Source organism: Mesorhizobium sp. USDA 3734 (genome assembly GCF_056279665.1).
This window is the reverse complement of sequence record NZ_JBWCCW010000001.1, coordinates 6,533,740-6,555,700: the sequence shown is the minus strand read 5'-3', so window position 1 is coordinate 6,555,700 and position 21,961 is coordinate 6,533,740. Positions and strand designations below refer to the sequence as shown.

25 protein-coding genes are annotated in these 21,961 nt (G+C 63.4%); 11 read left to right on the top strand and 14 right to left on the bottom strand.

The window, feature by feature from the left end; genetic code table 11:
• Positions 1-35: 35 nt before the first annotated feature.
• On the bottom strand, positions 36-770 hold the full coding sequence (locus ACZ89F_RS31345; protein ID WP_476096038.1) for a TetR/AcrR family transcriptional regulator: 735 nt from the start codon (positions 768-770) through the stop codon (positions 36-38).
• Between the two features lie 127 nt (positions 771-897).
• Here ACZ89F_RS31345 and ACZ89F_RS31340 point away from each other — a divergent pair, with 127 nt between their 5' ends.
• Both ACZ89F_RS31340 and ACZ89F_RS31335 read left to right on the top strand, forming a co-directional pair.
• Positions 898-2,097 (top strand): HlyD family secretion protein, encoded by a 1,200-nt coding sequence (locus tag ACZ89F_RS31340; protein WP_476096037.1) that lies wholly within the window; start codon positions 898-900, stop codon positions 2,095-2,097.
• A gap of 22 nt (positions 2,098-2,119) precedes the next feature.
• The gene (locus ACZ89F_RS31335; RefSeq protein WP_476096036.1) at positions 2,120-3,715 is read left to right on the top strand and encodes a DHA2 family efflux MFS transporter permease subunit; all 1,596 of its coding nucleotides are present in this window, start codon (positions 2,120-2,122) and stop codon (positions 3,713-3,715) included.
• A gap of 119 nt (positions 3,716-3,834) precedes the next feature.
• Here the strand turns inward: ACZ89F_RS31335 and msrB are convergent, their stop codons facing one another.
• The 4 genes from msrB to ACZ89F_RS31315 all read right to left on the bottom strand — a co-directional run bounded on the left by msrB (position 3,835) and on the right by ACZ89F_RS31315 (position 6,604).
• The gene (gene msrB, locus ACZ89F_RS31330; RefSeq protein WP_476096035.1) at positions 3,835-4,338 is read right to left on the bottom strand and encodes a peptide-methionine (R)-S-oxide reductase MsrB; all 504 of its coding nucleotides are present in this window, start codon (positions 4,336-4,338) and stop codon (positions 3,835-3,837) included.
• Positions 4,339-4,568: 230 nt separating this feature from the next.
• Positions 4,569-5,126, bottom strand: coding sequence for a fasciclin domain-containing protein (locus ACZ89F_RS31325; RefSeq protein ID WP_476096034.1), 558 nt, complete (start codon positions 5,124-5,126; stop codon positions 4,569-4,571).
• Between the two features lie 225 nt (positions 5,127-5,351).
• Positions 5,352-6,068, bottom strand: coding sequence for an anti-sigma factor (locus tag ACZ89F_RS31320; RefSeq protein WP_476097440.1), 717 nt, complete (start codon positions 6,066-6,068; stop codon positions 5,352-5,354).
• Positions 6,065-6,604, bottom strand: a complete 540-nt coding sequence (locus ACZ89F_RS31315; RefSeq protein ID WP_023761368.1) for a sigma-70 family RNA polymerase sigma factor — start codon at positions 6,602-6,604, stop codon at positions 6,065-6,067. The genes ACZ89F_RS31320 and ACZ89F_RS31315 overlap by 4 nt, the downstream gene beginning before the upstream one ends.
• A gap of 149 nt (positions 6,605-6,753) precedes the next feature.
• On the opposite strand from ACZ89F_RS31315, the gene ACZ89F_RS31310 reads away from it, so the two are divergent.
• On the top strand, positions 6,754-8,250 hold the full coding sequence (locus tag ACZ89F_RS31310) for an amidase (RefSeq protein ID WP_476096033.1): 1,497 nt from the start codon (positions 6,754-6,756) through the stop codon (positions 8,248-8,250).
• Positions 8,251-8,355: 105 nt separating this feature from the next.
• Positions 8,356-9,249: an acetylglutamate kinase gene (gene argB / locus ACZ89F_RS31305; RefSeq protein WP_476096032.1), complete on the top strand. Its 894-nt coding sequence runs from the start codon at positions 8,356-8,358 to the stop codon at positions 9,247-9,249.
• Positions 9,250-9,286: 37 nt separating this feature from the next.
• Here the strand turns inward: argB and ACZ89F_RS31300 are convergent, their stop codons facing one another.
• The 3 genes from ACZ89F_RS31300 to ACZ89F_RS31290 all read right to left on the bottom strand — a co-directional run bounded on the left by ACZ89F_RS31300 (position 9,287) and on the right by ACZ89F_RS31290 (position 12,045).
• Positions 9,287-9,685, bottom strand: a complete 399-nt coding sequence (locus ACZ89F_RS31300) for a RidA family protein (RefSeq protein WP_183446452.1) — start codon at positions 9,683-9,685, stop codon at positions 9,287-9,289.
• Positions 9,686-9,903: 218 nt separating this feature from the next.
• The gene (gene bchE, locus ACZ89F_RS31295) at positions 9,904-11,451 is read right to left on the bottom strand and encodes a magnesium-protoporphyrin IX monomethyl ester anaerobic oxidative cyclase (RefSeq protein WP_476096031.1); all 1,548 of its coding nucleotides are present in this window, start codon (positions 11,449-11,451) and stop codon (positions 9,904-9,906) included.
• Positions 11,452-11,568: 117 nt separating this feature from the next.
• Complete coding sequence (locus ACZ89F_RS31290; protein WP_476096030.1) at positions 11,569-12,045, bottom strand: Lrp/AsnC family transcriptional regulator; 477 nt, start codon at positions 12,043-12,045, stop codon at positions 11,569-11,571.
• Between the two features lie 139 nt (positions 12,046-12,184).
• Here ACZ89F_RS31290 and phhA point away from each other — a divergent pair, with 139 nt between their 5' ends.
• Complete coding sequence (phhA, locus tag ACZ89F_RS31285; RefSeq protein WP_476096029.1) at positions 12,185-13,021, top strand: phenylalanine 4-monooxygenase; 837 nt, start codon at positions 12,185-12,187, stop codon at positions 13,019-13,021.
• 57 nt (positions 13,022-13,078) lie between these two features.
• Here phhA and ACZ89F_RS31280 read toward each other — a convergent pair whose 3' ends face one another.
• The gene (locus ACZ89F_RS31280; protein WP_476096028.1) at positions 13,079-13,579 is read right to left on the bottom strand and encodes a MarR family winged helix-turn-helix transcriptional regulator; all 501 of its coding nucleotides are present in this window, start codon (positions 13,577-13,579) and stop codon (positions 13,079-13,081) included.
• Positions 13,580-13,673: 94 nt separating this feature from the next.
• On the opposite strand from ACZ89F_RS31280, the gene ACZ89F_RS31275 reads away from it, so the two are divergent.
• Positions 13,674-13,841 carry a hypothetical protein gene (locus tag ACZ89F_RS31275; protein WP_164548546.1) on the top strand — a complete coding sequence of 56 codons (168 nt, stop codon included), beginning with the start codon at positions 13,674-13,676 and terminating at the stop codon, positions 13,839-13,841.
• Positions 13,842-13,923: 82 nt separating this feature from the next.
• On the opposite strand, the gene ACZ89F_RS31270 is transcribed toward ACZ89F_RS31275, so the two are convergent.
• The 3 genes from ACZ89F_RS31270 to ACZ89F_RS31260 all read right to left on the bottom strand — a co-directional run bounded on the left by ACZ89F_RS31270 (position 13,924) and on the right by ACZ89F_RS31260 (position 16,496).
• Positions 13,924-15,363, bottom strand: coding sequence for a GMC oxidoreductase (locus ACZ89F_RS31270; RefSeq protein WP_476096027.1), 1,440 nt, complete (start codon positions 15,361-15,363; stop codon positions 13,924-13,926).
• Positions 15,360-15,545 (bottom strand): hypothetical protein, encoded by a 186-nt coding sequence (locus ACZ89F_RS31265; RefSeq protein ID WP_476096026.1) that lies wholly within the window; start codon positions 15,543-15,545, stop codon positions 15,360-15,362. Before ACZ89F_RS31265 ends, ACZ89F_RS31270 begins: the two co-directional genes overlap by 4 nt.
• 189 nt (positions 15,546-15,734) lie before the next feature.
• Positions 15,735-16,496, bottom strand: coding sequence for a GGDEF domain-containing protein (locus tag ACZ89F_RS31260; protein ID WP_476096025.1), 762 nt, complete (start codon positions 16,494-16,496; stop codon positions 15,735-15,737).
• A 161-nt stretch (positions 16,497-16,657) separates the two neighbouring features.
• Here ACZ89F_RS31260 and ACZ89F_RS31255 point away from each other — a divergent pair, with 161 nt between their 5' ends.
• On the top strand, positions 16,658-17,371 hold the full coding sequence (locus ACZ89F_RS31255) for a pyrimidine 5'-nucleotidase (RefSeq protein WP_476096024.1): 714 nt from the start codon (positions 16,658-16,660) through the stop codon (positions 17,369-17,371).
• A 75-nt stretch (positions 17,372-17,446) separates the two neighbouring features.
• On the opposite strand, the gene ACZ89F_RS31250 is transcribed toward ACZ89F_RS31255, so the two are convergent.
• Positions 17,447-18,292 carry an LOG family protein gene (locus ACZ89F_RS31250; protein WP_476096023.1) on the bottom strand — a complete coding sequence of 282 codons (846 nt, stop codon included), beginning with the start codon at positions 18,290-18,292 and terminating at the stop codon, positions 17,447-17,449.
• Between the two features lie 226 nt (positions 18,293-18,518).
• On the opposite strand from ACZ89F_RS31250, the gene dapD reads away from it, so the two are divergent.
• The 4 genes from dapD (at position 18,519) to ACZ89F_RS31230 (ending at position 20,968) form a co-directional block, all read left to right on the top strand.
• Positions 18,519-19,373, top strand: coding sequence for a 2,3,4,5-tetrahydropyridine-2,6-dicarboxylate N-succinyltransferase (gene dapD, locus ACZ89F_RS31245; protein ID WP_476096022.1), 855 nt, complete (start codon positions 18,519-18,521; stop codon positions 19,371-19,373).
• Between the two features lie 72 nt (positions 19,374-19,445).
• On the top strand, positions 19,446-19,808 hold the full coding sequence (locus tag ACZ89F_RS31240) for a DUF805 domain-containing protein (RefSeq protein WP_476096021.1): 363 nt from the start codon (positions 19,446-19,448) through the stop codon (positions 19,806-19,808).
• Entirely contained in the window at positions 19,801-20,178 is a 378-nt protein-coding gene (locus tag ACZ89F_RS31235; protein WP_024502086.1) for a DUF805 domain-containing protein, read from the top strand. The genes ACZ89F_RS31240 and ACZ89F_RS31235 overlap by 8 nt, the downstream gene beginning before the upstream one ends.
• A 13-nt stretch (positions 20,179-20,191) precedes the next feature.
• Positions 20,192-20,968 carry a hypothetical protein gene (locus tag ACZ89F_RS31230; RefSeq protein WP_476096020.1) on the top strand — a complete coding sequence of 259 codons (777 nt, stop codon included), beginning with the start codon at positions 20,192-20,194 and terminating at the stop codon, positions 20,966-20,968.
• On the opposite strand, the gene ACZ89F_RS31225 is transcribed toward ACZ89F_RS31230, so the two are convergent.
• Positions 20,868-21,911: a 2-dehydropantoate 2-reductase gene (locus ACZ89F_RS31225; protein WP_476096019.1), complete on the bottom strand. Its 1,044-nt coding sequence runs from the start codon at positions 21,909-21,911 to the stop codon at positions 20,868-20,870. The two genes, ACZ89F_RS31230 and ACZ89F_RS31225, sit on opposite strands and share 101 nt — an antisense overlap.
• Positions 21,912-21,961: the final 50 nt, after the last annotated feature.

The window sequence follows — 21,961 nt, the reverse complement described above, 5'->3', positions numbered from 1 at the left end:
CGGTTTCCGTCCGGGAATTCCGCAAAAACAAATGGCTAGGGCTTGGCTTCGATAGCAATCGTCTGATGGCCTTCTTCCGCCACAAGCCTTTCGGTGCCGTATGCCCTGAGGAACATGCTGACGCCTGACCTGACGATGTGGTCGATCTCGTCCTGGGTCGGGGCTTTGGTGCGGTAGGCGAAGATGCACTGGCGGAACAGGCCGGCCAGGCACAGTTCGGTGAATTGATAGGCGGCGAGATCGACATCGTCGATCCGCAGCAGGTCGCGCTCGATGGCGGCATTGAGAAAGGCAGCGACCTTGTCGTGACCGCGCTTGGGACCGCGTTCATAGAAACGCGCGCCCATGTCGGGTATCCGGTCGGATGCCCCGATCACCGTGCGCTGCGCCTGAATCACCTTGGCCGACGTGATCTTGAGGGCAAGCACCTTGCCGAACTTCACTAGCGTCTCGCGCAGGTCGTCGGATTTGTCCAGCACGTCATACATGTTCTTGAAGATGGAGCCGCGCTCTTCCTCGATCAGCGCTTCGAACAACTCTTCCTTATTGGCGAAATAGACATAGATCGTGCCCTTGGAGACGCCGGCCTCACGGGTGATGTCGTTCATCGAGGCGGCTTCGAAGCCCTTGTCGATGAAGACACGACGGGCACCATCGATGATCTGGCTGCGCTTGATCGGATCCTGTCCGGCCGCCGGGCGGCCACGGCGCAGGCTGTCCAGCAGGTCGCCACACTGGTCGGTTTCGACGTTGGGCGGAGTCTCGGTCATGAAAGTCACACCTCGAAAATAATTCGAACCAACCGGTTCGATTGCCCTTGATATGGTCCTCTTTACGCGCTATGTCAACGCCCGGATCGAACCGAACGGTTCAGTATTATAATTTTAGAGAGATGTCATGTCCTCGAACGCGCCGACGTCAGCCGAAGTCCGTCCCTTCCCCAACGCCAAGGTTGCGCCGGCGACGGAAGCACCGCAAGTGCCCACCCAGCCCGTCTCGTCGCCGCCAGCAGAAGCTCCGGCCAAGAAGAAGCGTTCGGTGCGGCCCTTTCTGCTGCCAATTATCGGCGTTGCCTTGCTGGGCGCCGGCGCCTGGTACGGTTACGATTACTGGACCACTGGGCGCTTCATGATCTCGACGGACGACGCCTATGTCCAGGCCGACATGGCGTTCATCTCGCCCAAGATTTCCGGCTATGTCGATCAGGTCAAGGTGAGCGAGAACCAGTCGGTCAAGGCCGGCGATCCGCTGCTCGTCGTCGATGATGGCGACTACAAGATCGCAGTCGCCCAGGCCGAGGCGCAGATTGCCACTTTGAGCAAGACGCTCGACCGTATCGACGCCCAGACCGAAGCGGCGCGCGCCTCGCTGCAGCAGGCGCAGGCGCAGAAGGTCGCCGACCAGGCCGCGGCCGACAATGCGGCCAAGGTCGCGGCGCGCGCCTCGCAACTGCTCAAGACGCATGTCGGCACGCAGGCACAACTGGACGACGCCCAGACGGCTGTCCAGCAGGCCAATGCCGCCCTTGTCGGCGCCGACGCGACGATCGCCGCGGCGCAGGCCAATATCGGCGTGCTGCAGGCGCAACGCGCCGAATCGGCAAGCACGCTGGCGTCCTTGCAGCTCAGCCGGGACAAGGCCGAGCGGGATCTTTCCTTCACCGTGCTCAAGGCGCCTTATGACGGCGTCGTCGGCAACCGTTCCGTGGAACAGGGCGATCTCGTCAGCCCCGGCCAGAAGCTCGCCGTCATCGTGCCGATGGACAAGCTCTACATCGTCGCCAACTTCAAGGAGACGCAGCTTGCCCGGCTGGTTCCCGGCGAGAAGGTCAAGATCTCGGTCGATGCAACCGACGGCCAGGACTTCGTGGGCACCGTCTCGTCGCTGGCGCCGGCGTCCGGTGCCGTGTTCTCGCTGCTGCCGCCTGAAAACGCCACCGGCAACTTCACCAAGGTGGTGCAGCGCGTTCCGGTCCGCATCGACGTGCCCGCCGACGTGCTGAAGAGCGGCAAGCTGCGCGCCGGCCTGAGCGTCGTCGTCGCCGTCGACAGCCGCACCGCCCCATCCGGGTCGGCATCAGCGGCCGCATCGAACTGAGCGATCGCCAGGGAGCAATACCATGGCAACCGCAACCCTGACAGCAGGAGCGCCGCCGGCGAGGCCGGCCGTGCCTGACACCATTTCGACGCGGCGCGTCATCGCGTTCCTGGCGATGGTGTTCGGCATGTTCATGGCCATCCTGGACATCCAGATCGTCTCCGCCTCGCTGGCCGAGATCCAGGCCGGCCTGAGCGCCAGCTCGGACGAGATCCCGTGGGTGCAGACCGCCTATCTGATCGCCGAGGTGGTGATGATCCCGCTGTCGGGTTTCCTCAGCCGGATGCTGTCGACACGCGTGCTGTTCACGATCTCGGCGGCGGGCTTCACCGCGGCCAGTGCGCTGGCGGCGACCGCCACCAACATCGACCAGATGATCGTCTACCGCGCCGTCCAGGGCTTCATCGGCGGCGGCATGATCCCGAGCGTCTTCGCTGCCGCCTTCACCATCTTCCCGCCGTCGCGCCGCGCCGTCGTGTCGCCGATGATCGGCCTGGTGGCGACGCTGGCGCCGACCATCGGCCCGACCGTCGGCGGCTATATCAGCCATGCCATGTCCTGGCATTGGCTGTTCCTGGTCAATGTCGTGCCCGGCATCCTGGTGACGACGGCCGCCTGGACGCTGATCGACTTCGACAAGCCGAACCTCAAGCTGTTCAACAAGTTCGACTGGTGGGGCCTCGCCGGCATGGCGGCGCTCCTGGGCTGCATGGAATATGTGCTCGAGGAAGGCCCCAACAATGACTGGCTGCAGGACCAGGGCGTGTTCATCTGCGCCATTGTCATGACCATTGGCGGGGTGCTGTTCTTCTGGCGCGTGTTCACCGCCGAGGAGCCGATCGTCGACCTGAAGGCGTTCACCAACATCAACTTCGCCTTCGGCTCGCTGTTCTCCTTCGTCATCGGCATCGGCCTCTACGGCCTGACCTATCTCTACCCGGTGTTCCTCGGGCGCATCCGCGGCTACGATTCGATGATGATCGGCGAGGCGCTGTTCGTCAGCGGACTGGCCATGTTCTTCACCGCGCCGATCTCGGGCATCCTGTCGAACAAGATGGATCCGCGGCTGATGATGATGGTCGGCTTCTTCGGCTTTGCCACCGGCACCTGGTGGATGACGCATCTGACCGCCGACTGGGATTTCTACGAACTGCTCATCCCGCAGATCCTGCGCGGCTGTTCGATGATGCTGTGCATGGTGCCGATCAACAATATCGCGCTCGGCACGCTGCCGCCCGAGCGGCTGAAGAACGCGTCAGGCCTGTTCAACCTCACCCGCAACCTTGGCGGCGCCGTCGGCCTTGCCCTGATCAACACCGTGCTGATCGACCGCAATGCCTTCCACTACGCAAGGCTCTCCGAGCACGTGCAATGGGGCAGTGAAGCCGCGCAGACCAAGCTGCAGAACATGACACTCAATTTCGAGCAGACCCCCGGCCTGGACGCGACGAGTGCCGCCATCTCCAAGCTGTCGGGTATGGTCCAGCAACAGGCGGCGTTGCTGTCTTTCATGGATGTGTTCTTCATGCTGACGGTGCTGTTTGCGACGCTTGGCCTGTTCACCATGCTGATCCGCAAGCCGGCCGCGGCCGGTGGTGGCGGCGGCGGGGGTCATTGAACCCAGACGTGGGCAGCGGTTTCGGGAAGCTCCTCCAGTCCACGCCCGAAAAGCTCTGACCGCGCAAAAAAACTCCGGGCCGCAAGCCCGGAGTTTTTTCGTATCTGAGTTGGATCTTATCAGGCCGTGGCGGGCTTGAAGGTCAGCGCGACACCGTTGATGCAGTGACGCAAGCCGGTCGGCGCCGGGCCGTCGTCGAAGACGTGGCCAAGATGGCCGCCGCAGCGGCGGCAATGCGCCTCGGTGCGCGTCATGCCGAGCGACCGGTCCACGGTCGTGCCGATCGCCTTGGGGATCTCCTGCCAGAAGCTCGGCCAGCCGGTGCCGGACTCGAATTTCGTCTCCGACGGGTAGACCGGCAGGTCGCAGCCGGCACAGGCGAAGATGCCCTTGCGGTGTTCGTTGAGCAGAGGGCTGGTGCCGGGATATTCCGTGCCTTCCTTGCGCAGCACGTCGAACGCGGCCGGCGACAGCATGGCTTTCCACTCGGCCTCGGTCTTGGTGACCTCGAACTTTTCGGCGGCCTGCGCGGCCTGCGGGTTGCTCATGCGCAGCACTGTTGCCGCTGCCCCGACGACGCCGATGGCGGCGACGCCGCTCAAAAGAAAGTCGCGACGGTTCATGACCAGTTCCTCCTGATGTCTCTTTGCCAAACTATACCGCCGCGCGGAAATCAAAAGCCGGTGACGGTGGCCCTCGAACGAACACTCCGCGCCGTCCCACATCTGAACGTGGGCGACGCGGAGTGCGCGGGTCAATTGCGGATCACGGGAGCGAGACCATGCAATCGACGGAGGGTCCTTGCTGCAAGTTCGCCGGCAGCAAATCACTTGTTACATCTTGGCCCCCCTTTTTACATTTTAGGGAGCAGAACCTTGTCGATGACGTGGATCACGCCGTTGGACTGTTCGACATCGGCGATCGTCACATTGGCGACATTGCCGTTCTCGTCGGTGACGGTGACCTTGCCGCCGTCGGCCTTGAGCGACAGTTCGCAGCCGCCGACCGTCTTGACCTTGTGCGTGCCGCCGTCGGCCTTGGCCATCGCGGCGACGTCCGCCCCCATCGCCTTGGCACCGATGACATGGCAGGTCAGGATCTTGGTGAGCTTGTCCTTGTTCTCGGGCTTGAGCAGCGTCTCGACCGTGCCGGCCGGAAGTGCCGCGAAGGCGTCGTTGGTCGGCGCGAACACGGTGAACGGACCGGCGCCCTGCAGCGTTTCGACCAGGCCGGCAGCCTTCACGGCGGCGACCAGCGTCGTGTGGTCCTTCGAGTTCACGGCGTTTTCGACGATGTTCTTGTTGGCAAACATGGCGGCGCCGCCAACCATCGGGTTTTCGGCATAGGCGGCAGTGGCAAGAGCGGAAACGGCGATCGTACCGGCAAGCAAAAGGGTGGCGTATCTACGCATGATGTCAAACTCCTCGGGTTTTTCTCTTCCCATCTTTGGGGACGCGAGGAGATACGGAATAAAAATGCGCGAGTTTCAGAAATATTTTGATTTTTTATTTTATCCGCTCAGCCGGAGAGATTTTGCGGTGCAACCGCTTGCCGGCTAACATGCTGTCTATAGGCATGTGAGGCGGCAGATAGACTTCAGGGAGTCTATTTTGAGTCTGCCGACGTCAAGGGCCGGTCAGATGCTCTTCAGATCGCCCGCGGCGACCACCGGTCCGGTAGGCTGGCCGGTCGGCGAACCGCCTGCCGGCTCGAGGCTGACGGCAAGCACCGCGCCCTGGGCGAGCTTCTGCTGGGCAGCCGGCGAGACGACGATATGCGCTGTCGTTCCGGCCGGAATGACGCCCATCGAGACCGGCGGGTTCTTGCCCTCGATCATCCACAGTTCGAAGTCCTTGCCTGCGGCACGCTCACCGGAGACGTGCGACAGGCCGACTTCGTGATGCGCGGCATCGTAGACGGCAAGATATTTCACATCGCTGCCCTCGGCGGTGAGCGAAGCGACGAGGCGCGCCTGCGGCTGCTCTACCGGCGGGTTGAGAATGGGCACGGCGATGTAGATCGCCAGTGCTGCAACCGCCGCCGCGGCAAGGCCACGCCAGAAGGCCAGGCTGGACCACAGGCCGCGCGATCCAGCAGGAGTCGCCACGGAAGCGAACAGGCGGCGATCGATCGCAGGCTTGACCGAAGCCGGCGGCTCGATTTCCGGATAGGCGGCAGCCAGTGGCGAAAGCTTGACCTCCCAGCCATCGACCAGGCGGGCGAAATCCGTCTCGGCGTCGATGCGACGGGAGGCGATCTGTCGTTCGTCGGCATCCAGCACGCCAAGAACGTATTCGGCGGCGAGCAGGTCGTCGCCTCCACGTTCCGGTCCTGTGTTTTCCGCCAGCGTCATCTTTCCAGGCATTCTCTGAGTTTCAACAGGCTGCGGCGCAGCCAGGTACGCATCGTGTTCAACGGCACGCCGTGGCGCTCCGCCAGTTCGGCATAGCTTTCGCCCTTGAGATAGGCGCCCCGAACGGCCGCCGCCCGGTCCTTCTCCAGCTCATCGAGACAATGGTGGATGCGTTCGGATTCGTCGCCCGCCACCACCATTGCTTCAGGCCCCGGCGCCGGATCGGCCACGTCGAGCGCGGCGTCGATATCGGCGGCAGGCTTGCGTCGCGCTCGTATGCGATCGATCGCATGATTGCGCGCTATCGCCACCAGCCAGGAGATCGGGCTCAGATCGGAGACGGCAAAACGATCCGCCTTCGTCCATATCTTGACGAAGACTTCCTGTAGCGCTTCTTCAGCATCTCCCCGGTCGTTCAATACACGAAGACAGACGCCGAAAAGTTTCGCGCTGGTCTGCCGGTAGAGCAGATCGAACGCAGCCCGATCCTTCATCGAAGTCCGGACGATCAGCTTGGTGATGTCCTGCGGCGTCATCTCAGGCAAATTAGGCGATTGCAATGTATTTGCAACGGCGGAAATAATCTTGTGCACGCCTAAGCCTTGCCTGTCGCCAGCCCGGCTCTCTCCCTCGATTGCCAATGAAGTCGCCACTGGCTAGCTTGCCTGAAGTGACGGGGGCGCGCATGTCGGTTGAAGATACACTGTGGGCGCAGGACGCAACCGGCCTCGCCGACCTGGTCCGCAAGGGCGACATTTCAGCCGTCGAGCTGACCGAAGCCGCGATCGCGCGTGCCGAGGCCACCCGCCCCGACATCAACGCCACGGCCGAACCGCTCTACGATGCCGCCCGCGCCAGGGCGAAGACCGTCGACCGCTCGCTGCCGCTGGCCGGCGTTCCCTTCGCCATCAAGGATCTCGGCATCGCCATCAAGGGCGTGCCGACGCATGGCGGCAGCCGCATTCCGGCATGGCTGGCCGATGTCAATTCGGTGCTGACCGACCGCTATCTCGCCGCCGGTCTCATTCCGATCGTCACCTCGACGTCGCCGGAACACGGGTTGCGGCTGATGACCGAATCCAAGGCCTTCGGCATCACCCGCAATCCCTGGAACACCGGCCATACCAGCGGCGGCTCGTCGGGTGGTGCGGCGGCACTGGTCGCCGCCGGCGTGGTGCCGGTGGCGCATGCCTCGGATGGCGGCGGCTCGATCCGCGTGCCTGCTGCCTGCACCGGGCTTGTCGGCCTGAAGACTTCGCGTGGCCGCACACCGCTGACGCCCCTGGTGAGCGAAAGCTGGTACGGCATGGTCGTCGATCATGCGCTCACCCGTTCGGTGCGCGATTGTGCGCTGCTGCTCGACCTCACCCACGGTCCCGACCTTCTGTCGCCCTATGCCGCGGCGCCGCCGAAAGGCACGTTCACAGCCGCTGCCGCGCGCGATCCCGGCAAGCTCAGGCTGGCCGTATATCGCAAATCGCCGCTTGGCCTGCCGATCTCGGACGAGACGCTCAAGGCGCTCGACACGGCGGTGGCGCTTGCCCGCGAGGGCGGCCATACGGTCGAGGACATCGACCTGCCCTCTATCGGGCGCGATTTCTTCGCCGACTTCTGCAGGACGGTTGCCTCTGCCGTCGCCGGCACGATGCGTGCGGAAGCGTTGCGTGTCGGCCGTTCCGTTATGGGCGACATCGAGCGGGCGACGCGCGTGCTCGCCCGCTTCGGTGAAATGGTGTCGGCCGGCGAGACCTATGCCGACCTGCAGCGGCTGCATGCCGCCTCGCGGCAACTGATCGCACAGACCGCGCAGTATGACGCCGTGCTGATGCCGATCATTGCCCACCCGCCGCTCGCCTGCGGCGCCATGGATCCGAAAGGCGCCGACGAGCTCATCGAGAACCTGCTCGACAAGCTGCATCTGACGCCGTTGCTGAAGCTGAAGCCGTTCTTCGGCCAACTGATGGACAAGAGTCTCTGGTTCACCCCTTGGCCAGCGATCCAGAATGTCAGCGGCCAGCCCTCGATCGCCCTGCCGGTCCATGTCACCGACGCCGGCCTGCCGATCGGCATCCAGGCAGCGGGCCGTCCGGGCGACGAGGAGACGCTGCTGTCGCTTGCCGCTCAGATGGAGAAGATCTCGGGGTGGTTGGGCCGCCGGGCGCCGCTGATGATGCCGTCATGATGACGAGGTCGTGAAGCGCTCGAATATGACAGCAAAGCCATTTGCCGGCGGCGCCAATTCCCGCTAAGACGCCGCCGTCCTCACCGACTCCAGGGAAACAAGCCGATGACGGAAATAACCGCCACCGCCGAAATGCAGGCCGCCCTGCTGTCGCGGGCGTTGCCCTACATGCAGCGCTACGAGAACAAGACGGTCGTGGTGAAATATGGCGGCCACGCCATGGGCAATATCGAGCTCGGCAAGGCGTTCGCCCGCGACATCGCGCTCCTGAAGCAATCCGGCGTCAACCCGATCGTCGTGCATGGCGGCGGCCCGCAGATCGGCGCCATGCTGGCCAAGATGGGCATCGAATCCAAATTCGAGGGCGGCCTGCGCGTCACCGACCAGAAGACCGTCGAGATCGTCGAAATGGTGCTGGCCGGTTCGATCAACAAGGAGATCGTCGCGCTGATCAACGCCGAGGGCGAATGGGCGATCGGCCTGTGCGGCAAGGACGGCAACATGGTCTTTGCCGAAAAGGCGCGCAAGACCATGATCGACCCTGACTCCAACATCGAGCGCGTGCTCGATCTCGGCTTTGTCGGCGAGCCGGTCGAGGTCGACCGCACCTTGCTCGACCTTCTGGCACGCTCCGAAATGATCCCGGTGCTGGCGCCGGTGGCGCCGGGCCGCGACGGCCACACCTACAACATCAATGCCGACACCTTCGCCGGCGCCATTGCCGGCGCCTGCCAGGCGACGCGCCTGCTGTTCCTCACCGATGTGCCGGGCGTGCTCGACAAGAACAAGAAGCTGATCGACGAACTGACGGTGGCCGAGGCCAGGGCGCTGATCAAGGATGGCACGGTATCGGGCGGCATGATTCCCAAGGTCGAGACCTGCATCGAAGCGATCGAGCGTGGCGTCGAAGGCGTCGTCATCCTCAACGGCAAGACGCCGCATGCGGTGCTGCTGGAACTGTTCACCGAACACGGCGCCGGCACGCTGATCGTGCCCTGAGCGGCGAACGGCCGCTTGGCCGCTCGCCACCGATCGATCAGGCCGCCTGAGGAAGGCGCGCGATGACCTTTATCTCGAAATCGAAGCCCGCCAGCCAGTTCACGCCCACCGCGGTCCAGTTCGTGTAGGGCGGTTCACCGAACACCTTCAGCCGAACGGCGTCGATTGCCTGCCACTGCGCTGCCGGATCGGTGTGGAACGTGGTCACGTCGACGATGTCGTCGAACGTGCAGCCGGCGGCCTTCAGCACGGCAGCGAGATTGTCGAAGGCAAGCTGCACCTGCTTTTCGAAGACCGGCTCGGGCGACCCGTCCTCGCGGCTGCCGACCTGGCCGGAGACGAACAGAAGGTCGCCCGAGCGGATCGCCGCCGAATAGCGGTTGATCTCGTAGAGGGCCTGCCGGCCGGCAGGGAAGATCGCGTCGCGTTTGGTCATTTTTACTCCGTTCAAAAAAAGCAGGCCGGACCTCCCGAGAATCGCGACGTGGCTTCGCCGAAAAGGCGAGAGCAGGCCGCAAGGCTTCAGGTTCTGGATCGCTGCACTACAACATCCGGGACGGTTATTGACATACGCCCCGTATATTTGATGTGGGTACATACGTTGCGTATGTCAATACACATGCGTCGCGTATGTTCTCAGGAGATTGCCAAGGGTCAAGCACTCGGCGAAATCGTGATCCTCGGCGGTGTCGGCTTGCGCGTGGAGCGTTGAAAGACCATCGATTCCTCGTCGGCGTCCTGCGGCGCGCCCCAGAATTCGGCCAGCGTCGGGCCGTCTTTCACCCTGATGTCGCGGACCAGAAATCCCCAGACCTCGCGGAACCAGACGCGGCGGCCCATCTGCGTGTACCAGCGCATCGAGTGCCGCTGCACCGGATCTCTGTGGAACAGGATACGGGCCAGCGCCTTCGGCCGCGATTGCACGGCCAGCTCGATCAGCTTGACGCTGAAGAACAGCATCCACGGCTTCAGACGCGTCATCTGCAGCACCTGGTGCTTGTAGTCCCACAGGCGGGCGTCCTGCTGGATCACCTTGCGGTCCCGCGCGATCCGGAAGAACGGCGTCCAGCGATGCGGCGTCACATAGAGCGCCTGGATCTGGTCCGGGTCGTAGGCGATCAGTTGGCGAAAGCCGCGCCACAGGTCGCGAAAGCCCTCGTCCTCGAAGCCGGCCACCCAGGTCGCCATAGACAGGATGCCGTGCAGGCGCAGCAGCCTTATCGCCTCGCGATCGGATGAGGTGCTGCCGCCCTTGCGGATCAATTGAAGCGTCTGCTCGTCGGTGTTTTCCATGCCGAGCAACCAGCGGATGATGCCGGCCTTGCGGTAGAGAAGCAGGATGTCGGCGTCGCGCACGATGTCGTCGGCACGGGTCGAGCCGACGATCAGCACCGGCACGTTTTCAGCGATCATCGCATCGAGAAAGGCGCGCCAGGCTTTCTTCGAAACCGTCGGATTCTCGTCGGCGAGGTTGATCAGCTCGACGCCGTGTTCGCGGTGCAGCCGGGCGATCTCTTGTGCGAATTTCACCGGATCGCGATGCCGCCAGCGGGTCCAGAAGCCGCGCTGGCCGCAATAGTTGCAAAGATGCGGGCAGCCGCGCGAAAACTGCATGACCACGGCCCGCTTGCCGCCCCAGTAGCTGTAGTTGATATGGTCGATCAACTCCCAGCCGACGCGGTAGGCGTCGAGGTCGGCAATGGTCATGGCCGGCTGCGTGGCGAAGGGACGGCGCAGATCGTCGCGAAAGGCGATGCCGGCCACGCTCGCCGGTGGCTGGTGCATCTCCAGCGCCTCGACCAGCGCCACCACGGTCGCCTCGCCCTCGCCGCGCACGATGAAGTCGAAGGCATCCGTTGCGGCCAGGATGTCGCGCCAGTGATAGGTCGGAAAGACGCCGCCATAGATGACGATGGTCGCCGGCTCTTGCTCCTTGATCATCTCGGCGATCAGCAAGGCGGTCGGATGCGCCGAGGTCGAGCCGGAATGGCCGATCAGGATGAAGTCGGGGCGATCGGCGAGCGCGTTGCGCACCACCCTGTCGAGCGGCATAGGCCCCAATTCGGCGTCGACGAGCCGCACCTCATGGCCGGCATCGACCAGCGGGCCGCCCAGCGCCAGCAGGCCGAGCGGCGGCAGATGATCGTCGGGCACGCGGCTGCCGATGGCCGTGTGCGGTGGATTGATCAGGACGATTTTCATGGCGGACCTCCTGGGGATTTGGTCCGCGCAAGCTGGCCGGCGATGTGGACACGGGCTTGGCCCGTTTCAGCAGTTTGCGTGCAGCTTTTCCTTAAAGGAGTGCGAAGACAGGCATTGTCACCGCTTGAGGTGGGCGAGCGGCACGTGGCCGGGCCCCTTGATGTTCTGCAGCACCAGTTGGGTGTGGACGTCGCGCACGCCGTCGAGCCGCATCAGCCGGTGCATGACGAAGGCGTTGAGCTCGTCGACCGACGGCACCATGACATGCAGCAGGAAATCGTGGTCGCCGGTCATCGTCCAGCACGAGGACACCTCGTCCATGCGCTGAACGGCGGCAATGAAGCTTTCGGGCGAGCCGTCGCTGTGGCTGACAAGGCGAACTTGGATGAACACCTCGACCATCAGCCCGACCGCGCGGCGGCTGATCACCGCGGCAAAACCCTTGATGATGCCGGCCTCCTGCAGCGCCTCGAAGCGCCGCGCGCATGGCGTCGTCGACAAGCCGATCTCTTGTGCCAGTTCGGACACCGGCTTGCGTCCGTCGCGCTGCAGGACATCGAGCATCTTGATCTCGAAATCATCGAATTGAGGCATTTTCACTCCTTGGAGACACTTTCTGAGTGAATATTATCCCGATTCCTGCATCCGAGCCATCATCAAAACCGATTTGCCTCCGCAAATCCGGTTAGCCTTTCGCACCATTCGCCATTCATGATTTGCGAGGAGAAAAACCATGACGACGATGAGCGTTGCCGAATACGCCCGCGACTGCGCGGCGCAAGGGTTGCGCGGCGACTACTCGGTCTGCCGTTCCGATTTCACCGTGGCGCAGGGTTACGACTACAGCGCCGAGGAGCAGGCGGTGTGGCGCACGCTGTGCGACCGCCAGACCAAACTGACGCGCAAGCTCGCCCACCATTCCTATCTCGACGGTGTCGAAAAGCTTGGCCTGCTCGACCGCATCCCCGATTTCGACGCGGTCAGCGCCAAGCTGCGCGAGCTGACCGGCTGGGAGATCGTCGCCGTGCCGGGCCTCATTCCCGCCGCCCCGTTCTTCGATCATCTCGCCAATCGCCGCTTCCCGGTCACCAACTGGCTGCGGACCCGGCAGGAACTCGACTACATCGTCGAGCCCGACATGTTCCATGATTTCTTCGGTCACGTTCCGGTGCTGTCGCAACCGGTGTTCGCCGATTTCATGCAGATGTATGGCCGCAAGGCCGGCGACATCATTGCGCTGGGTGGCGACGAGATGATCACCCGGCTCTACTGGTACACGGCCGAATACGGCCTGATGCAGGAGGCCGGCCAGCCGCTGAAAGCCTTTGGCGCCGGCCTGATGTCGTCGTTCACCGAATTGCAGTTCGCCGTCGACAGCAAGGACGCCCACCACGTGCCTTTCGACCTGGAAACGGTGATGCGGACCGGCTACGAGATCGACAAGTTCCAGCGCGCCTATTTCGTGCTGCCGTCGTTTGACGCCTTGCGCGATGCCTTCCAGACTGCCGACTTCGAGGCGATCGTCGCCCGCCGCAAGGGCCAGCCGGCGCTCGACCCGGCAACGGTCTAGCCTTCCGCAAGCGTGTCGCGAACTCCCGCCTCGATGGGGCGGGAGCCATCGGCACTCCTATCGCCCGTTTGGAGTGTCGGACCCCTCGGCCTTCAGCCGCGCCAGCTGGTCGCGCTGCAGGCCGAGTGCGGCGTTGACGAAGCGCGATATGGTGACGAGCTCCGCATCGTCGAAGCTGGCGATCACCTTTTCACCTTCCCGCGCGATGGCGCCGTAGTAGCGCGCCGACAGCTCCCGTGTCGCCTCGGTCGCCTCTATCACCACCTTGCGCCTGTCCTCGAGACTGCGCGTGCGCGTCAGCAGCCCGCGCGCCTCCAGCCGGTCGATCAGCGCGGTCACCGCGGCCGGCGTCAGCCCGGTCGCGGTGGCGATCGCGCCGGCCGATTGCGGGCCGCCATGCAGCAGCCCGATGCAATGGCGTTCGGCCATGTTCAGCCCGAGCCTCACCCCCACCGCTTCGTCATAGGCCTGCGTCGCGTCCTGCCACTGCATGATGGCAATGCCGATGGCCTTCGTCAGATCGGCGCGATTCTCGCTTGACGAATTTACTTCGATCATCTAACTATCAATCTGTCTAACATTTAGACTATCGCAACAATATGCGACCGCAATGCCTGCAAGGCAAGAGCCGGCCGCCGACAAGGAGTGAAAAATGAGCTTGATTCAACAGCGCGCGCCGCTCTCGCATGAGGAGGAGTTCAAATACGCCAAGCTGGCGATGGAATGGTATGGCTGGGGCTCCCCCATCGGCCTCGGCATTCTGCTCGTCTCGCTGGCCGCAGCAGCCGTGCTTGTGCGCATCGCCGTCTACGGCTTTTGAGCCATGCCGCGCATCTGCCGGCGCCATCACTGGCGCCGGCATTGTTGAATGCCTCGAAATTCAGGACGTTGCCGTGGGACCGTCAGACGGTGACCACCTTGCTCAGATGATCGCCCAGCCGGCAGGCCAGTGCGGTGATCGTCGTCGTCGGGTTGCATTGGCCCGATGTGCAGAACACCGAGGAGCCGCCGACATAGAGATTGTCCATGCCGTGCACCTTGCAGTTGGCGTCGACCACGCTCTTGCTGATGTCGGTGCCCATGCGCGTGCCGCCCATATGGTGATGGCCCGCCGTCTCGTCGTTGGTCGGATAGTCCTGACCATTGCTGATCCAGTCGGCGATGCGCACCCGGCCGAGATTCTTCTCGATCAGCGTCGTGCCGAACAGTCTGAGCCCTTCGAGCAGGGTGCGATGTTCCAGCTCGGATTTCTTCCAGTGTAATTCGATGCGCGGCACGCCGGCATGGTCGACATCGGTCATCGACAGCTCGATCTGGTTGGAGGCCAGCGGCGCCTGCTCCCATGCGACGTAGAGTTGGGCGGCACAGCGCAGTCTCTGACTGAGCTTGGAGGACATCCACTCGGCCATGTCGGGCGCCGTGCAGGCGAGGTCCGCGATAAGGCTCTTGACGCCGGGATACGGCGTCTCGATCAATCTGATGCCGAAATTCATGATCTGCAGCCGCTCCATCGCGGCAAGGGTCGGCGAGAAGAAGGCCTCGTTGACAGCGTCAACCTCGAACGCGTTGTAGTCGGCGAGGATGGCGTTGCCGCCCTCGAAGGTCGGATGCTCCATCCAGTAGCGGCCAAGTGCTGCCGCATTCGGCACGACGCCGCCGTTCGAACGCTGGTTCGACCACAGAAGCAGCCGCGAATTCTCCAGCCCGCCGGTGCAGGCGATGAAATAGTCCGCGCTGAAGGAGCCGGCATCCTGCCCGTTCGACCACAGTCTGGCACCGGTCACGCGTTTGCCGTCGCCGGCAAGTTCGGTGACGCATGTGTTGAGCACCACTGCGATGTTCCTGGCCTTGTCGAGTTCGTCGCCGAATTTCTCGGCGAAGCGCACAGCCGGGCTCTTGATCAGCTGCACCCAGCGAATGTCGTCCGAGATCGGCATGTCCGGCCGGAAAGCCGGAAGGTCGAGAATATCGCGCACTTCCGGTAGATAGGGCTCGATGTCGCTGCGGCGGATCGGCCAGCCCGTATCGGGCACCCAGGCCTTCGGCTCGAAATCCTGTTTGTCGAGCACGCGGCACCAGCCGGCCCAGTGGTTGGAACTGCCACCCATGAACCGCAGCCGGGTGATGTCGAGATCGAAATAGAAATCGCCGACCGTGGTGCCACGGTAGAAATCCTGCGACTCGTCGCTGTACTCACGCGAGCCGGCCTCCAGCACCACGACCGGAATGCCGGCGGCGCCAAGCTTGCGGGCAATGGTGGTGCCGGCCGGGCCGGAGCCGAGGATGCACACCTTTGGGGTGAAGTTTGCGGCGCGATATGCCTCGTAGCTGTCGAAGATCATGCCAGGTCACTCCGCTTCAGGATCCAGCCATTGACCTCGACGATCTCGTTCGGGTCGGCCCGGTTTGGGTCAGCTTGGGCGACATCGGCATCAGGCAGCTTGCGGAACAAGGACAGGGCAGGCAGCGCGATCAGCGCCTGCACGAGCGTGCGACGCGACATTTTTTTGATGAAGAAACTCATGACTGGTCTCTCGGATGGGGCTTCGACGACGCATGGCGTTTTCTCTGAACGGCACATGCATCGGTGCAGAAGCCAGTATCGTGCCAAGCTTCACCACAAAGCAGCGAAAACCCGGTTAGGCGATGCAACCGAGTGCAAACAGGGTTAGAATTTCCTTAATGGGCCGGGTGTAGCGAATCGACCGCCTGATCAGGCCGCTGCGGAAATGTCCGTATCGAGGATCGTCAGGTTCCGGCCCTGATGCTTGGCCTGGTAGAGGCGCCGGTCGGCGGCGCGCATCAGGTCCGATACGCTGACATCGTCGCCACAGACGGTGCCGCCGATGCTGACCGTGAGCGGAATGGTCCGCTCGTCGACGGGCCGGAAGCGGATCAGCTCGACTTCGCGGCGAATGCGCTCGGCGACGCGCTTGGCCTCCTGTTCGGTGGCGCCGACCAGGAAGGCGCCGAACTCCTCGCCGCCGATGCGCCCGAGCACATCGCCGCTGCGCACGCCGCGCTGGATCGCGCTGGCGATCAGAAGCAGCGCGTCATCCCCGGTCAGGTGGCCAAAATTATCGTTGATCTTCTTGAAGTGGTCGGCGTCGATGATCAGCAGCGAGCCGCGATCGGACTTGCGGCGCGAACCGTCGAGCGTGGCAAAGAAGCTTTCCCGGTTGAGCATGCCGGTCATGTCGTCGCGGCTCGCCTTTTCCGCCAGGCGGCGATGTGCGGCGGCGAGCTGGGCATGGGCCCGGGCAAGCTCGCGATGCGCATTTTTCAGCCTGTCGCTTTGCCAGAACGTGCTTGCGCTGGCGACCCATGCCAGCACCAGCGGACAGAGCGTGGAGGTCAGCCAGATCGTGCGGTTGACTGGAAATCCCATCGCCGGAACGATGATCAGCGTCAGCAGAAGAGAGGCTGCGACAGAGGCGAAAGCAATGGCGGCGGATTTCAAGATTATGCTGTTCATCGCTTGCTCCCACGGGACTTGTCTCTGTGCCAGCAAGCCCTGAAGGCCACCTTTCCCGGATGCATAAAATTTGAATCGTGAGGCGATTTACGCAACCTCAACGAGCAGAAGTTGTGGATAAAGTCTCTTTCAGGACGCTTGTTTCATGCCATAAGGAGCGCATGACCACGCTCCCCGACCCCGCGCGCTTCGCCCATGTCACCGACTGGGTGTTCGATCTCGACAACACGCTCTATCCGCACCATTCGAATCTGTTCTCGCAGATCGACGTCAAGATGACCGCCTATGTCGGCGAACTGCTGGCGCTGCCGCGCGACGAAGCGCGCAAGCTGCAGAAGGAGCTCTACCGCGAATATGGCACGACGCTGAACGGGCTGATGACGAGACATGGCATCGACCCCGACGATTTCCTCGAGAAGGTGCATGACATCGATTATTCATGGCTGGTACCCGATCCCGTTCTCGGCACCGCCATCCGCCAGCTTCCGGGCCGCAAGTTCATCTTCACCAACGGCGACCGCAGGCATGCCGAGCGCACCGCGCGCCAGCTCGGCATCCTCGACCATTTCGACGACATCTTCGATATCGTCGCCGCCGGGCTCAATCCCAAACCGGCGCGCCAGACCTACGAGAAGTTCGCCGAGCTGCATGCCGTCACCGGCCACAATGCGGTGATGTTCGAAGACCTTGCCCGCAATCTTTCGGTGCCGAAGTCGCTCGGCATGACCACGGTGCTTATCGTGCCGCGCAATTTCGAGCCGACCTTTGCCGAGATCTGGGAGCGTGACCCGACGCAGGAAGACGACGTCGATTTCGTCACCGACGATCTGGCGGGGTTCCTGACGGCGATTGTGGAGAGGGGGGAGGGGAATTGAAGAATTGAAGAACTGACGAATTGGGGATCGATCATTCCTCAATTCCTCAATTCCCCAGTTCTCCAACTCCCAGCCCTACTCCCCTAACTTGTAGAACCGGCTGATGATCCCCCAGGCCTCGTCGGCAGTGTCGACGAAGTCGATGATATCCTGGTCGCCGGGGCTGATCGTGCCCTGTTCGGCGAGGAAATCGAGATCGATTGCCCGTTTCCAGAAGGATTTGCCGAACAGGATCACCGGCACGCGCTCCATGCGGCCGGTCTGGATCAGGGTCAGCGTCTCGAAGAACTCGTCCATCGTGCCGAAGCCGCCGGGAAACACCGCCACGGCCTTGGCACGCATGACGAAATGCATCTTGCGGATGGCGAAATAGTGGAAGTTGAAGCACAGCTCCGGCGTCACATAGATGTTCGGCGCCTGCTCATGCGGCAAGACGATGTTGAGGCCGATCGACGGGGCGCCGACATCGTCGGCGCCGCGGTTCCCCGCTTCCATCACGCCGGGGCCGCCGCCAGTCACCACGACATATTCGCGGTAGTATGAAGCAGCCGACTGCTGCGAGCAGAGGCGGGCGAACTTGCGCGCCTCCTCGTAGTATTTGCTGTTTTCCTCGAGGTTCTTCCTCTGCGTCTCGTTCTTGGCCGCCCAGGCCTCGCCGCCGGGTTCCGGCAGGCGTGCGCCGCCAAACAGGATCACCGTCGAACGGATGCCGCGTTCGGCCAGGATCATCTCGGGCTTCAAGAGTTCGAGCTGCAGCCTGACCGCGCGCAATTCGCGGCGCGTCATGAAGTCGGGATCGTTCCAGGCCAGCCGGTAGGTCTCGGCACGCGTCTGCGGCGTGTCCGGCACGCTCTTCGACCGCTCCAGATCCTCGTCCGAATGCGGCAGCGGCGTCCACCCCGCCTTTTCCATAGGAGTCATATGCTTTACCCGTCCAATTCTTTCACTTGCGCCGTCCCATGACGCACCCGCGATTGACCCTCACCAAGGCTTCACATAAGCAGGTTCCGCAAAAGTGTCCGGCGGTTTTGTGACAAGAACCTGCTACATGCAAAGACCCAGGCAGGCAAAGCCTGCCAAGGGGCCGCGCGACTTTGGAAACAGGTTAAGGCGTTGCCCCTTAACAGCTTGGTAATGGAGCGAATTCATGTCGAAACCCGATCTGGCGAGCCTCGAAAAGACCATTGAGAAGGCCTTCGAGGAACGCGACGCGATTTCGACTGCGACGCGTGGCGAAACGCGTGACGCCATCCAGTCGGCGCTCGACCTGCTCGACCGCGGCGCCGCCCGTGTCGCCGAGCGGCAGGCTGACGGCAAATGGCATGTCAACCAGTGGCTGAAGAAGGCCGTGCTGTTGTCGTTCCGGCTCAACCCGATGGAGATCATCAAGGGTGGTCCGGGCGAGGCGGTGTGGTGGGACAAGGTGCCGTCGAAGTTCGACGGCTGGAGCGCCGTCGACTTCGAGAAGGCAGGCTTCCGCGCCGTGCCGTCGTCGATCGTGCGCCGTTCGGCCTATGTCGCGCCTGGCGCCGTGTTGATGCCGTCCTTCGTCAATGTCGGTGCCTATGTCGATAAAGGCACCATGGTCGACACCTGGGCCTCGGTCGGCTCCTGCGCCCAGATCGGCAAGAACGTCCATCTGTCCGGCGGCGTCGGCATCGGCGGCGTGCTGGAGCCGATGCAGGCCGGCCCCACCATCATCGAGGACAATTGCTTCATCGGTGCGCGCTCGGAAGTGGTCGAGGGCTGCATCGTGCGCGAAGGCTCGGTGCTCGGCATGGGCGTCTTCATCGGCCAGTCGACCAAGATCGTCGACCGCGCCACCGGCGAAATCTTTTATGGCGAAGTGCCACCGAATTCCGTCGTCGTCGCCGGTTCGCTGCCGGGCAAGCCTTTTCCGAACAACGAGCCTGGTCCCAGCCTCTACTGCGCCGTCATCGTCAAGCGCGTCGATGCGAAGACCCGGTCCAAGACCTCGATCAACGAATTGCTGCGCGATTGATCTTTCCGCAAAGCGAGCGCACCTTCCGCCGGCGCGACAATCGGTCGCGCTGGTTCAATATGGAGGGGTGACATGGACTGGAAATATCTGCTCACAAGCTTTGATGGTCGCATCAACCGTGGCAAGTTCTGGGCCGCGATCGGAGTTTTCGTCGTCATTGGTATCGTTGCCTTTATTCTCGATGCGATCCTCGGCACACGCATCAGCACTGCCAGCGGCGCCCAGATCGGCATCATCGGCATTCTCGTCGCTCTGGCCTCGATCTATTTCGCACTCGCAGTCTACGCCAAGCGCTGGCATGATCGCGGCAAGTCGGGCTGGTGGAGCCTGATCATGCTGGTGCCTTTCGTCGGCCCGATCTGGTTTCTGGTGGAATGCGGCATTCTCGAAGGCGCCAGGGGCGCCAATCAATATGGACCGGACCCGCTTGCCTGACAGATCAGATCTCACCTGGCTTTTCTTCAAAACCTCGGGCCGCGTCAGTCGCGCGGCCTATTTTCTTGGCGGGTTGCTCGTCGCCATCATCCAGGCCTTTCCGCTCTACCGCTTCACGCTGGTGCCGGAAGGTTCGGCCGAGAGCAACATGTGGTCGTTCATCTTCTTCGTCGCCTTCATCGCCTCGCTGTGGTCCAACATCGCACTGGCGGTCAAGCGGCTGCACGACCTCGACAAGCCGGGCATTGCCGCGCTGATCCTGTTCGTGCCGGTGGTCTCGATCGTCGCCTTCCTTGTGTTGTGCCTGTTTCCAGGGCAGCCTGGGCCTAACCGCTATGGCCGGCGCACCAACGAGCCGGCGCAACCCTGAGGGCCGATCGGACATGCGCTACCGCACGCTTGATCCGAAGCTGATCGTCGAAACCGCCGAGCGGCTGGAGGAGCGGATCGCCGACCGTTTCCCCGAAGCGGGATTGCGTGGCGTCGCCGCCGAACTGGTCTCGCTGTCGCGCGATCTGGCCAAGGCGGCTCAGGCTCTCGAAGCGCCGATCTGGTGGCTGCGCGGGCTCATCATCGCCGCCGTCATCGCCGGCGCGCTGATCTTCCTGTTCGTCGGCACCATCCTGCCGCTCATCCACATCTCCCAGGCCGACGATGCGGTGCAGTCGGTGCAAGGCATCGAAGCCACGATCAACATGATGATCCTGGCCGTGCTCGGCTTCCTGGCGTTGATCCGCACCGAGGAGCGTATCAAGCGCAAGCGAGTGTTTCGCCAGCTGCACGGCCTGCGCTCGCTGATCCATGTCATCGACATGCACCAGCTGACCAAGGATCCGGCGGCCCTTTCGGCTGATTTCAAGCCGACGGCGCACTCGCCGGCCCGCATCACCAATGCCGCCGACCTGGCGCGCTACCTCGACTATTGCTCTGAAATGCTGTCGATCACCGGCAAGATCGCAGCACTGTTCGCGCAGTCGGTCAATGACGACGTGGTCATCGACGGCGTCAACGACATCGAAAACCTGGCGTCCAACCTGTCGCGGAAAATCTGGCAGAAGATCACGTTGATCGACGGCCAGCCGGCGGCGCAACGACTTGCTCCGGCACCAGGCCCGGCGAGCCAAGCTGCTCCGCCTCCGCCGCGCGCACCAAGGCGGTGATCCGCTGGACCATCGGTGCCGGCGTGCCGGCCTTTTCCGCCAGCCGCAGGATGGCGCCTTGCAAGTCATCGATCTCCGTCGGCCGGCCGCGCTGCAAATCGTCCCACATCGACGAGCGCGCCTGCGGGTCGATCGCCAGCATGCGCCGCGCCAAGAGCTTGAACAGCCAGTCCGGCAGCCGGAGCACTTTCGGCAGCAGCGCCGGCCGCAGGCCGGCGATCCGTGCCGGCTCGATGCCGGACGCTTTCATCGCCTCGAGCGCCTCGTCGATCTGGCTGGCCAGGATCAGCCGCCAGCGCCGATCGGCCAATTGGGTTGCCAGCGGCAGGCCGGAAAGCGCCACCAGCGCGTTGTTCAAATTCATCAGCAGCTTGCCCCACAGCACGGCCTTCATCTCGCCATGGGCTTCGACCGCAAAGCCTTCGACGCCGAGCAGGCCGACCAGGCCGGCGTCGCCATCCTCGACCATCACTGTGCCGTCGCTGGCGCGGTGCACACGCAGCGGCAGTTCGCTGTCCGGTGACTGCACGACATTGAACGGCACCATGCCGGCCAGCACCGTGCGCTGGCCAAGTCCGGCGCGCAGCCTGTCGGCATTATCGACGCCGTTCTGCAGGCTGACCACCACAGCATCGGGGCGGGCATGGGCCTTGATGAGAGCTGCCATATCCTGCGTCGCGCCACTCTTGACCGTGACCAGGATTACATCCGCCCGAGGCAGGGCGGCGGCCGGATCGGTGGTGACGGCAAGCGCCTCCGGCTTGATCAAGCGATCGCGGCCGTCAAGGTCGCTGACCCGCAACCCATCCTGCCGCAGCGCCGCCTCGACGCGCGGCCGGGCCAGCAGAATCACCTCGCGCCCGGCGAGCGCCAGGCAGCCGCCGGCATAGCAGCCGATGCTGCCTGCGCCGGCGATGACGATCCTTCTGTCCCCGTTTGCCATCCCGTCGCCCCGCATCCGGCCCGCAACTATACGACATGAAAACCATAATG

What these genes read in the sequence shown, in the direction of transcription:
- ACZ89F_RS31345 (WP_476096038.1), bottom strand. Translation starts at nt 770, where the DNA reads ATGACCGAGACTCCGCCCAACGTCGAAACCGACCAGTGTGGCGACCTG.
- ACZ89F_RS31340 (WP_476096037.1), top strand. Translation starts at nt 898, where the DNA reads ATGTCCTCGAACGCGCCGACGTCAGCCGAAGTCCGTCCCTTCCCCAAC.
- ACZ89F_RS31335 (WP_476096036.1), top strand. Translation starts at nt 2,120, where the DNA reads ATGGCAACCGCAACCCTGACAGCAGGAGCGCCGCCGGCGAGGCCGGCC.
- msrB (WP_476096035.1), bottom strand. Translation starts at nt 4,338, where the DNA reads ATGAACCGTCGCGACTTTCTTTTGAGCGGCGTCGCCGCCATCGGCGTC.
- ACZ89F_RS31325 (WP_476096034.1), bottom strand. Translation starts at nt 5,126, where the DNA reads ATGCGTAGATACGCCACCCTTTTGCTTGCCGGTACGATCGCCGTTTCC.
- ACZ89F_RS31320 (WP_476097440.1), bottom strand. Translation starts at nt 6,068, where the DNA reads ATGACGCTGGCGGAAAACACAGGACCGGAACGTGGAGGCGACGACCTG.
- ACZ89F_RS31315 (WP_023761368.1), bottom strand. Translation starts at nt 6,604, where the DNA reads ATGACGCCGCAGGACATCACCAAGCTGATCGTCCGGACTTCGATGAAG.
- ACZ89F_RS31310 (WP_476096033.1), top strand. Translation starts at nt 6,754, where the DNA reads ATGTCGGTTGAAGATACACTGTGGGCGCAGGACGCAACCGGCCTCGCC.
- argB (WP_476096032.1), top strand. Translation starts at nt 8,356, where the DNA reads ATGACGGAAATAACCGCCACCGCCGAAATGCAGGCCGCCCTGCTGTCG.
- ACZ89F_RS31300 (WP_183446452.1), bottom strand. Translation starts at nt 9,685, where the DNA reads ATGACCAAACGCGACGCGATCTTCCCTGCCGGCCGGCAGGCCCTCTAC.
- bchE (WP_476096031.1), bottom strand. Translation starts at nt 11,451, where the DNA reads ATGAAAATCGTCCTGATCAATCCACCGCACACGGCCATCGGCAGCCGC.
- ACZ89F_RS31290 (WP_476096030.1), bottom strand. Translation starts at nt 12,045, where the DNA reads ATGCCTCAATTCGATGATTTCGAGATCAAGATGCTCGATGTCCTGCAG.
- phhA (WP_476096029.1), top strand. Translation starts at nt 12,185, where the DNA reads ATGACGACGATGAGCGTTGCCGAATACGCCCGCGACTGCGCGGCGCAA.
- ACZ89F_RS31280 (WP_476096028.1), bottom strand. Translation starts at nt 13,579, where the DNA reads ATGATCGAAGTAAATTCGTCAAGCGAGAATCGCGCCGATCTGACGAAG.
- ACZ89F_RS31275 (WP_164548546.1), top strand. Translation starts at nt 13,674, where the DNA reads ATGAGCTTGATTCAACAGCGCGCGCCGCTCTCGCATGAGGAGGAGTTC.
- ACZ89F_RS31270 (WP_476096027.1), bottom strand. Translation starts at nt 15,363, where the DNA reads ATGATCTTCGACAGCTACGAGGCATATCGCGCCGCAAACTTCACCCCA.
- ACZ89F_RS31265 (WP_476096026.1), bottom strand. Translation starts at nt 15,545, where the DNA reads ATGAGTTTCTTCATCAAAAAAATGTCGCGTCGCACGCTCGTGCAGGCG.
- ACZ89F_RS31260 (WP_476096025.1), bottom strand. Translation starts at nt 16,496, where the DNA reads ATGAACAGCATAATCTTGAAATCCGCCGCCATTGCTTTCGCCTCTGTC.
- ACZ89F_RS31255 (WP_476096024.1), top strand. Translation starts at nt 16,658, where the DNA reads ATGACCACGCTCCCCGACCCCGCGCGCTTCGCCCATGTCACCGACTGG.
- ACZ89F_RS31250 (WP_476096023.1), bottom strand. Translation starts at nt 18,292, where the DNA reads ATGACTCCTATGGAAAAGGCGGGGTGGACGCCGCTGCCGCATTCGGAC.
- dapD (WP_476096022.1), top strand. Translation starts at nt 18,519, where the DNA reads ATGTCGAAACCCGATCTGGCGAGCCTCGAAAAGACCATTGAGAAGGCC.
- ACZ89F_RS31240 (WP_476096021.1), top strand. Translation starts at nt 19,446, where the DNA reads ATGGACTGGAAATATCTGCTCACAAGCTTTGATGGTCGCATCAACCGT.
- ACZ89F_RS31230 (WP_476096020.1), top strand. Translation starts at nt 20,192, where the DNA reads ATGCGCTACCGCACGCTTGATCCGAAGCTGATCGTCGAAACCGCCGAG.
- ACZ89F_RS31225 (WP_476096019.1), bottom strand. Translation starts at nt 21,911, where the DNA reads ATGGCAAACGGGGACAGAAGGATCGTCATCGCCGGCGCAGGCAGCATC.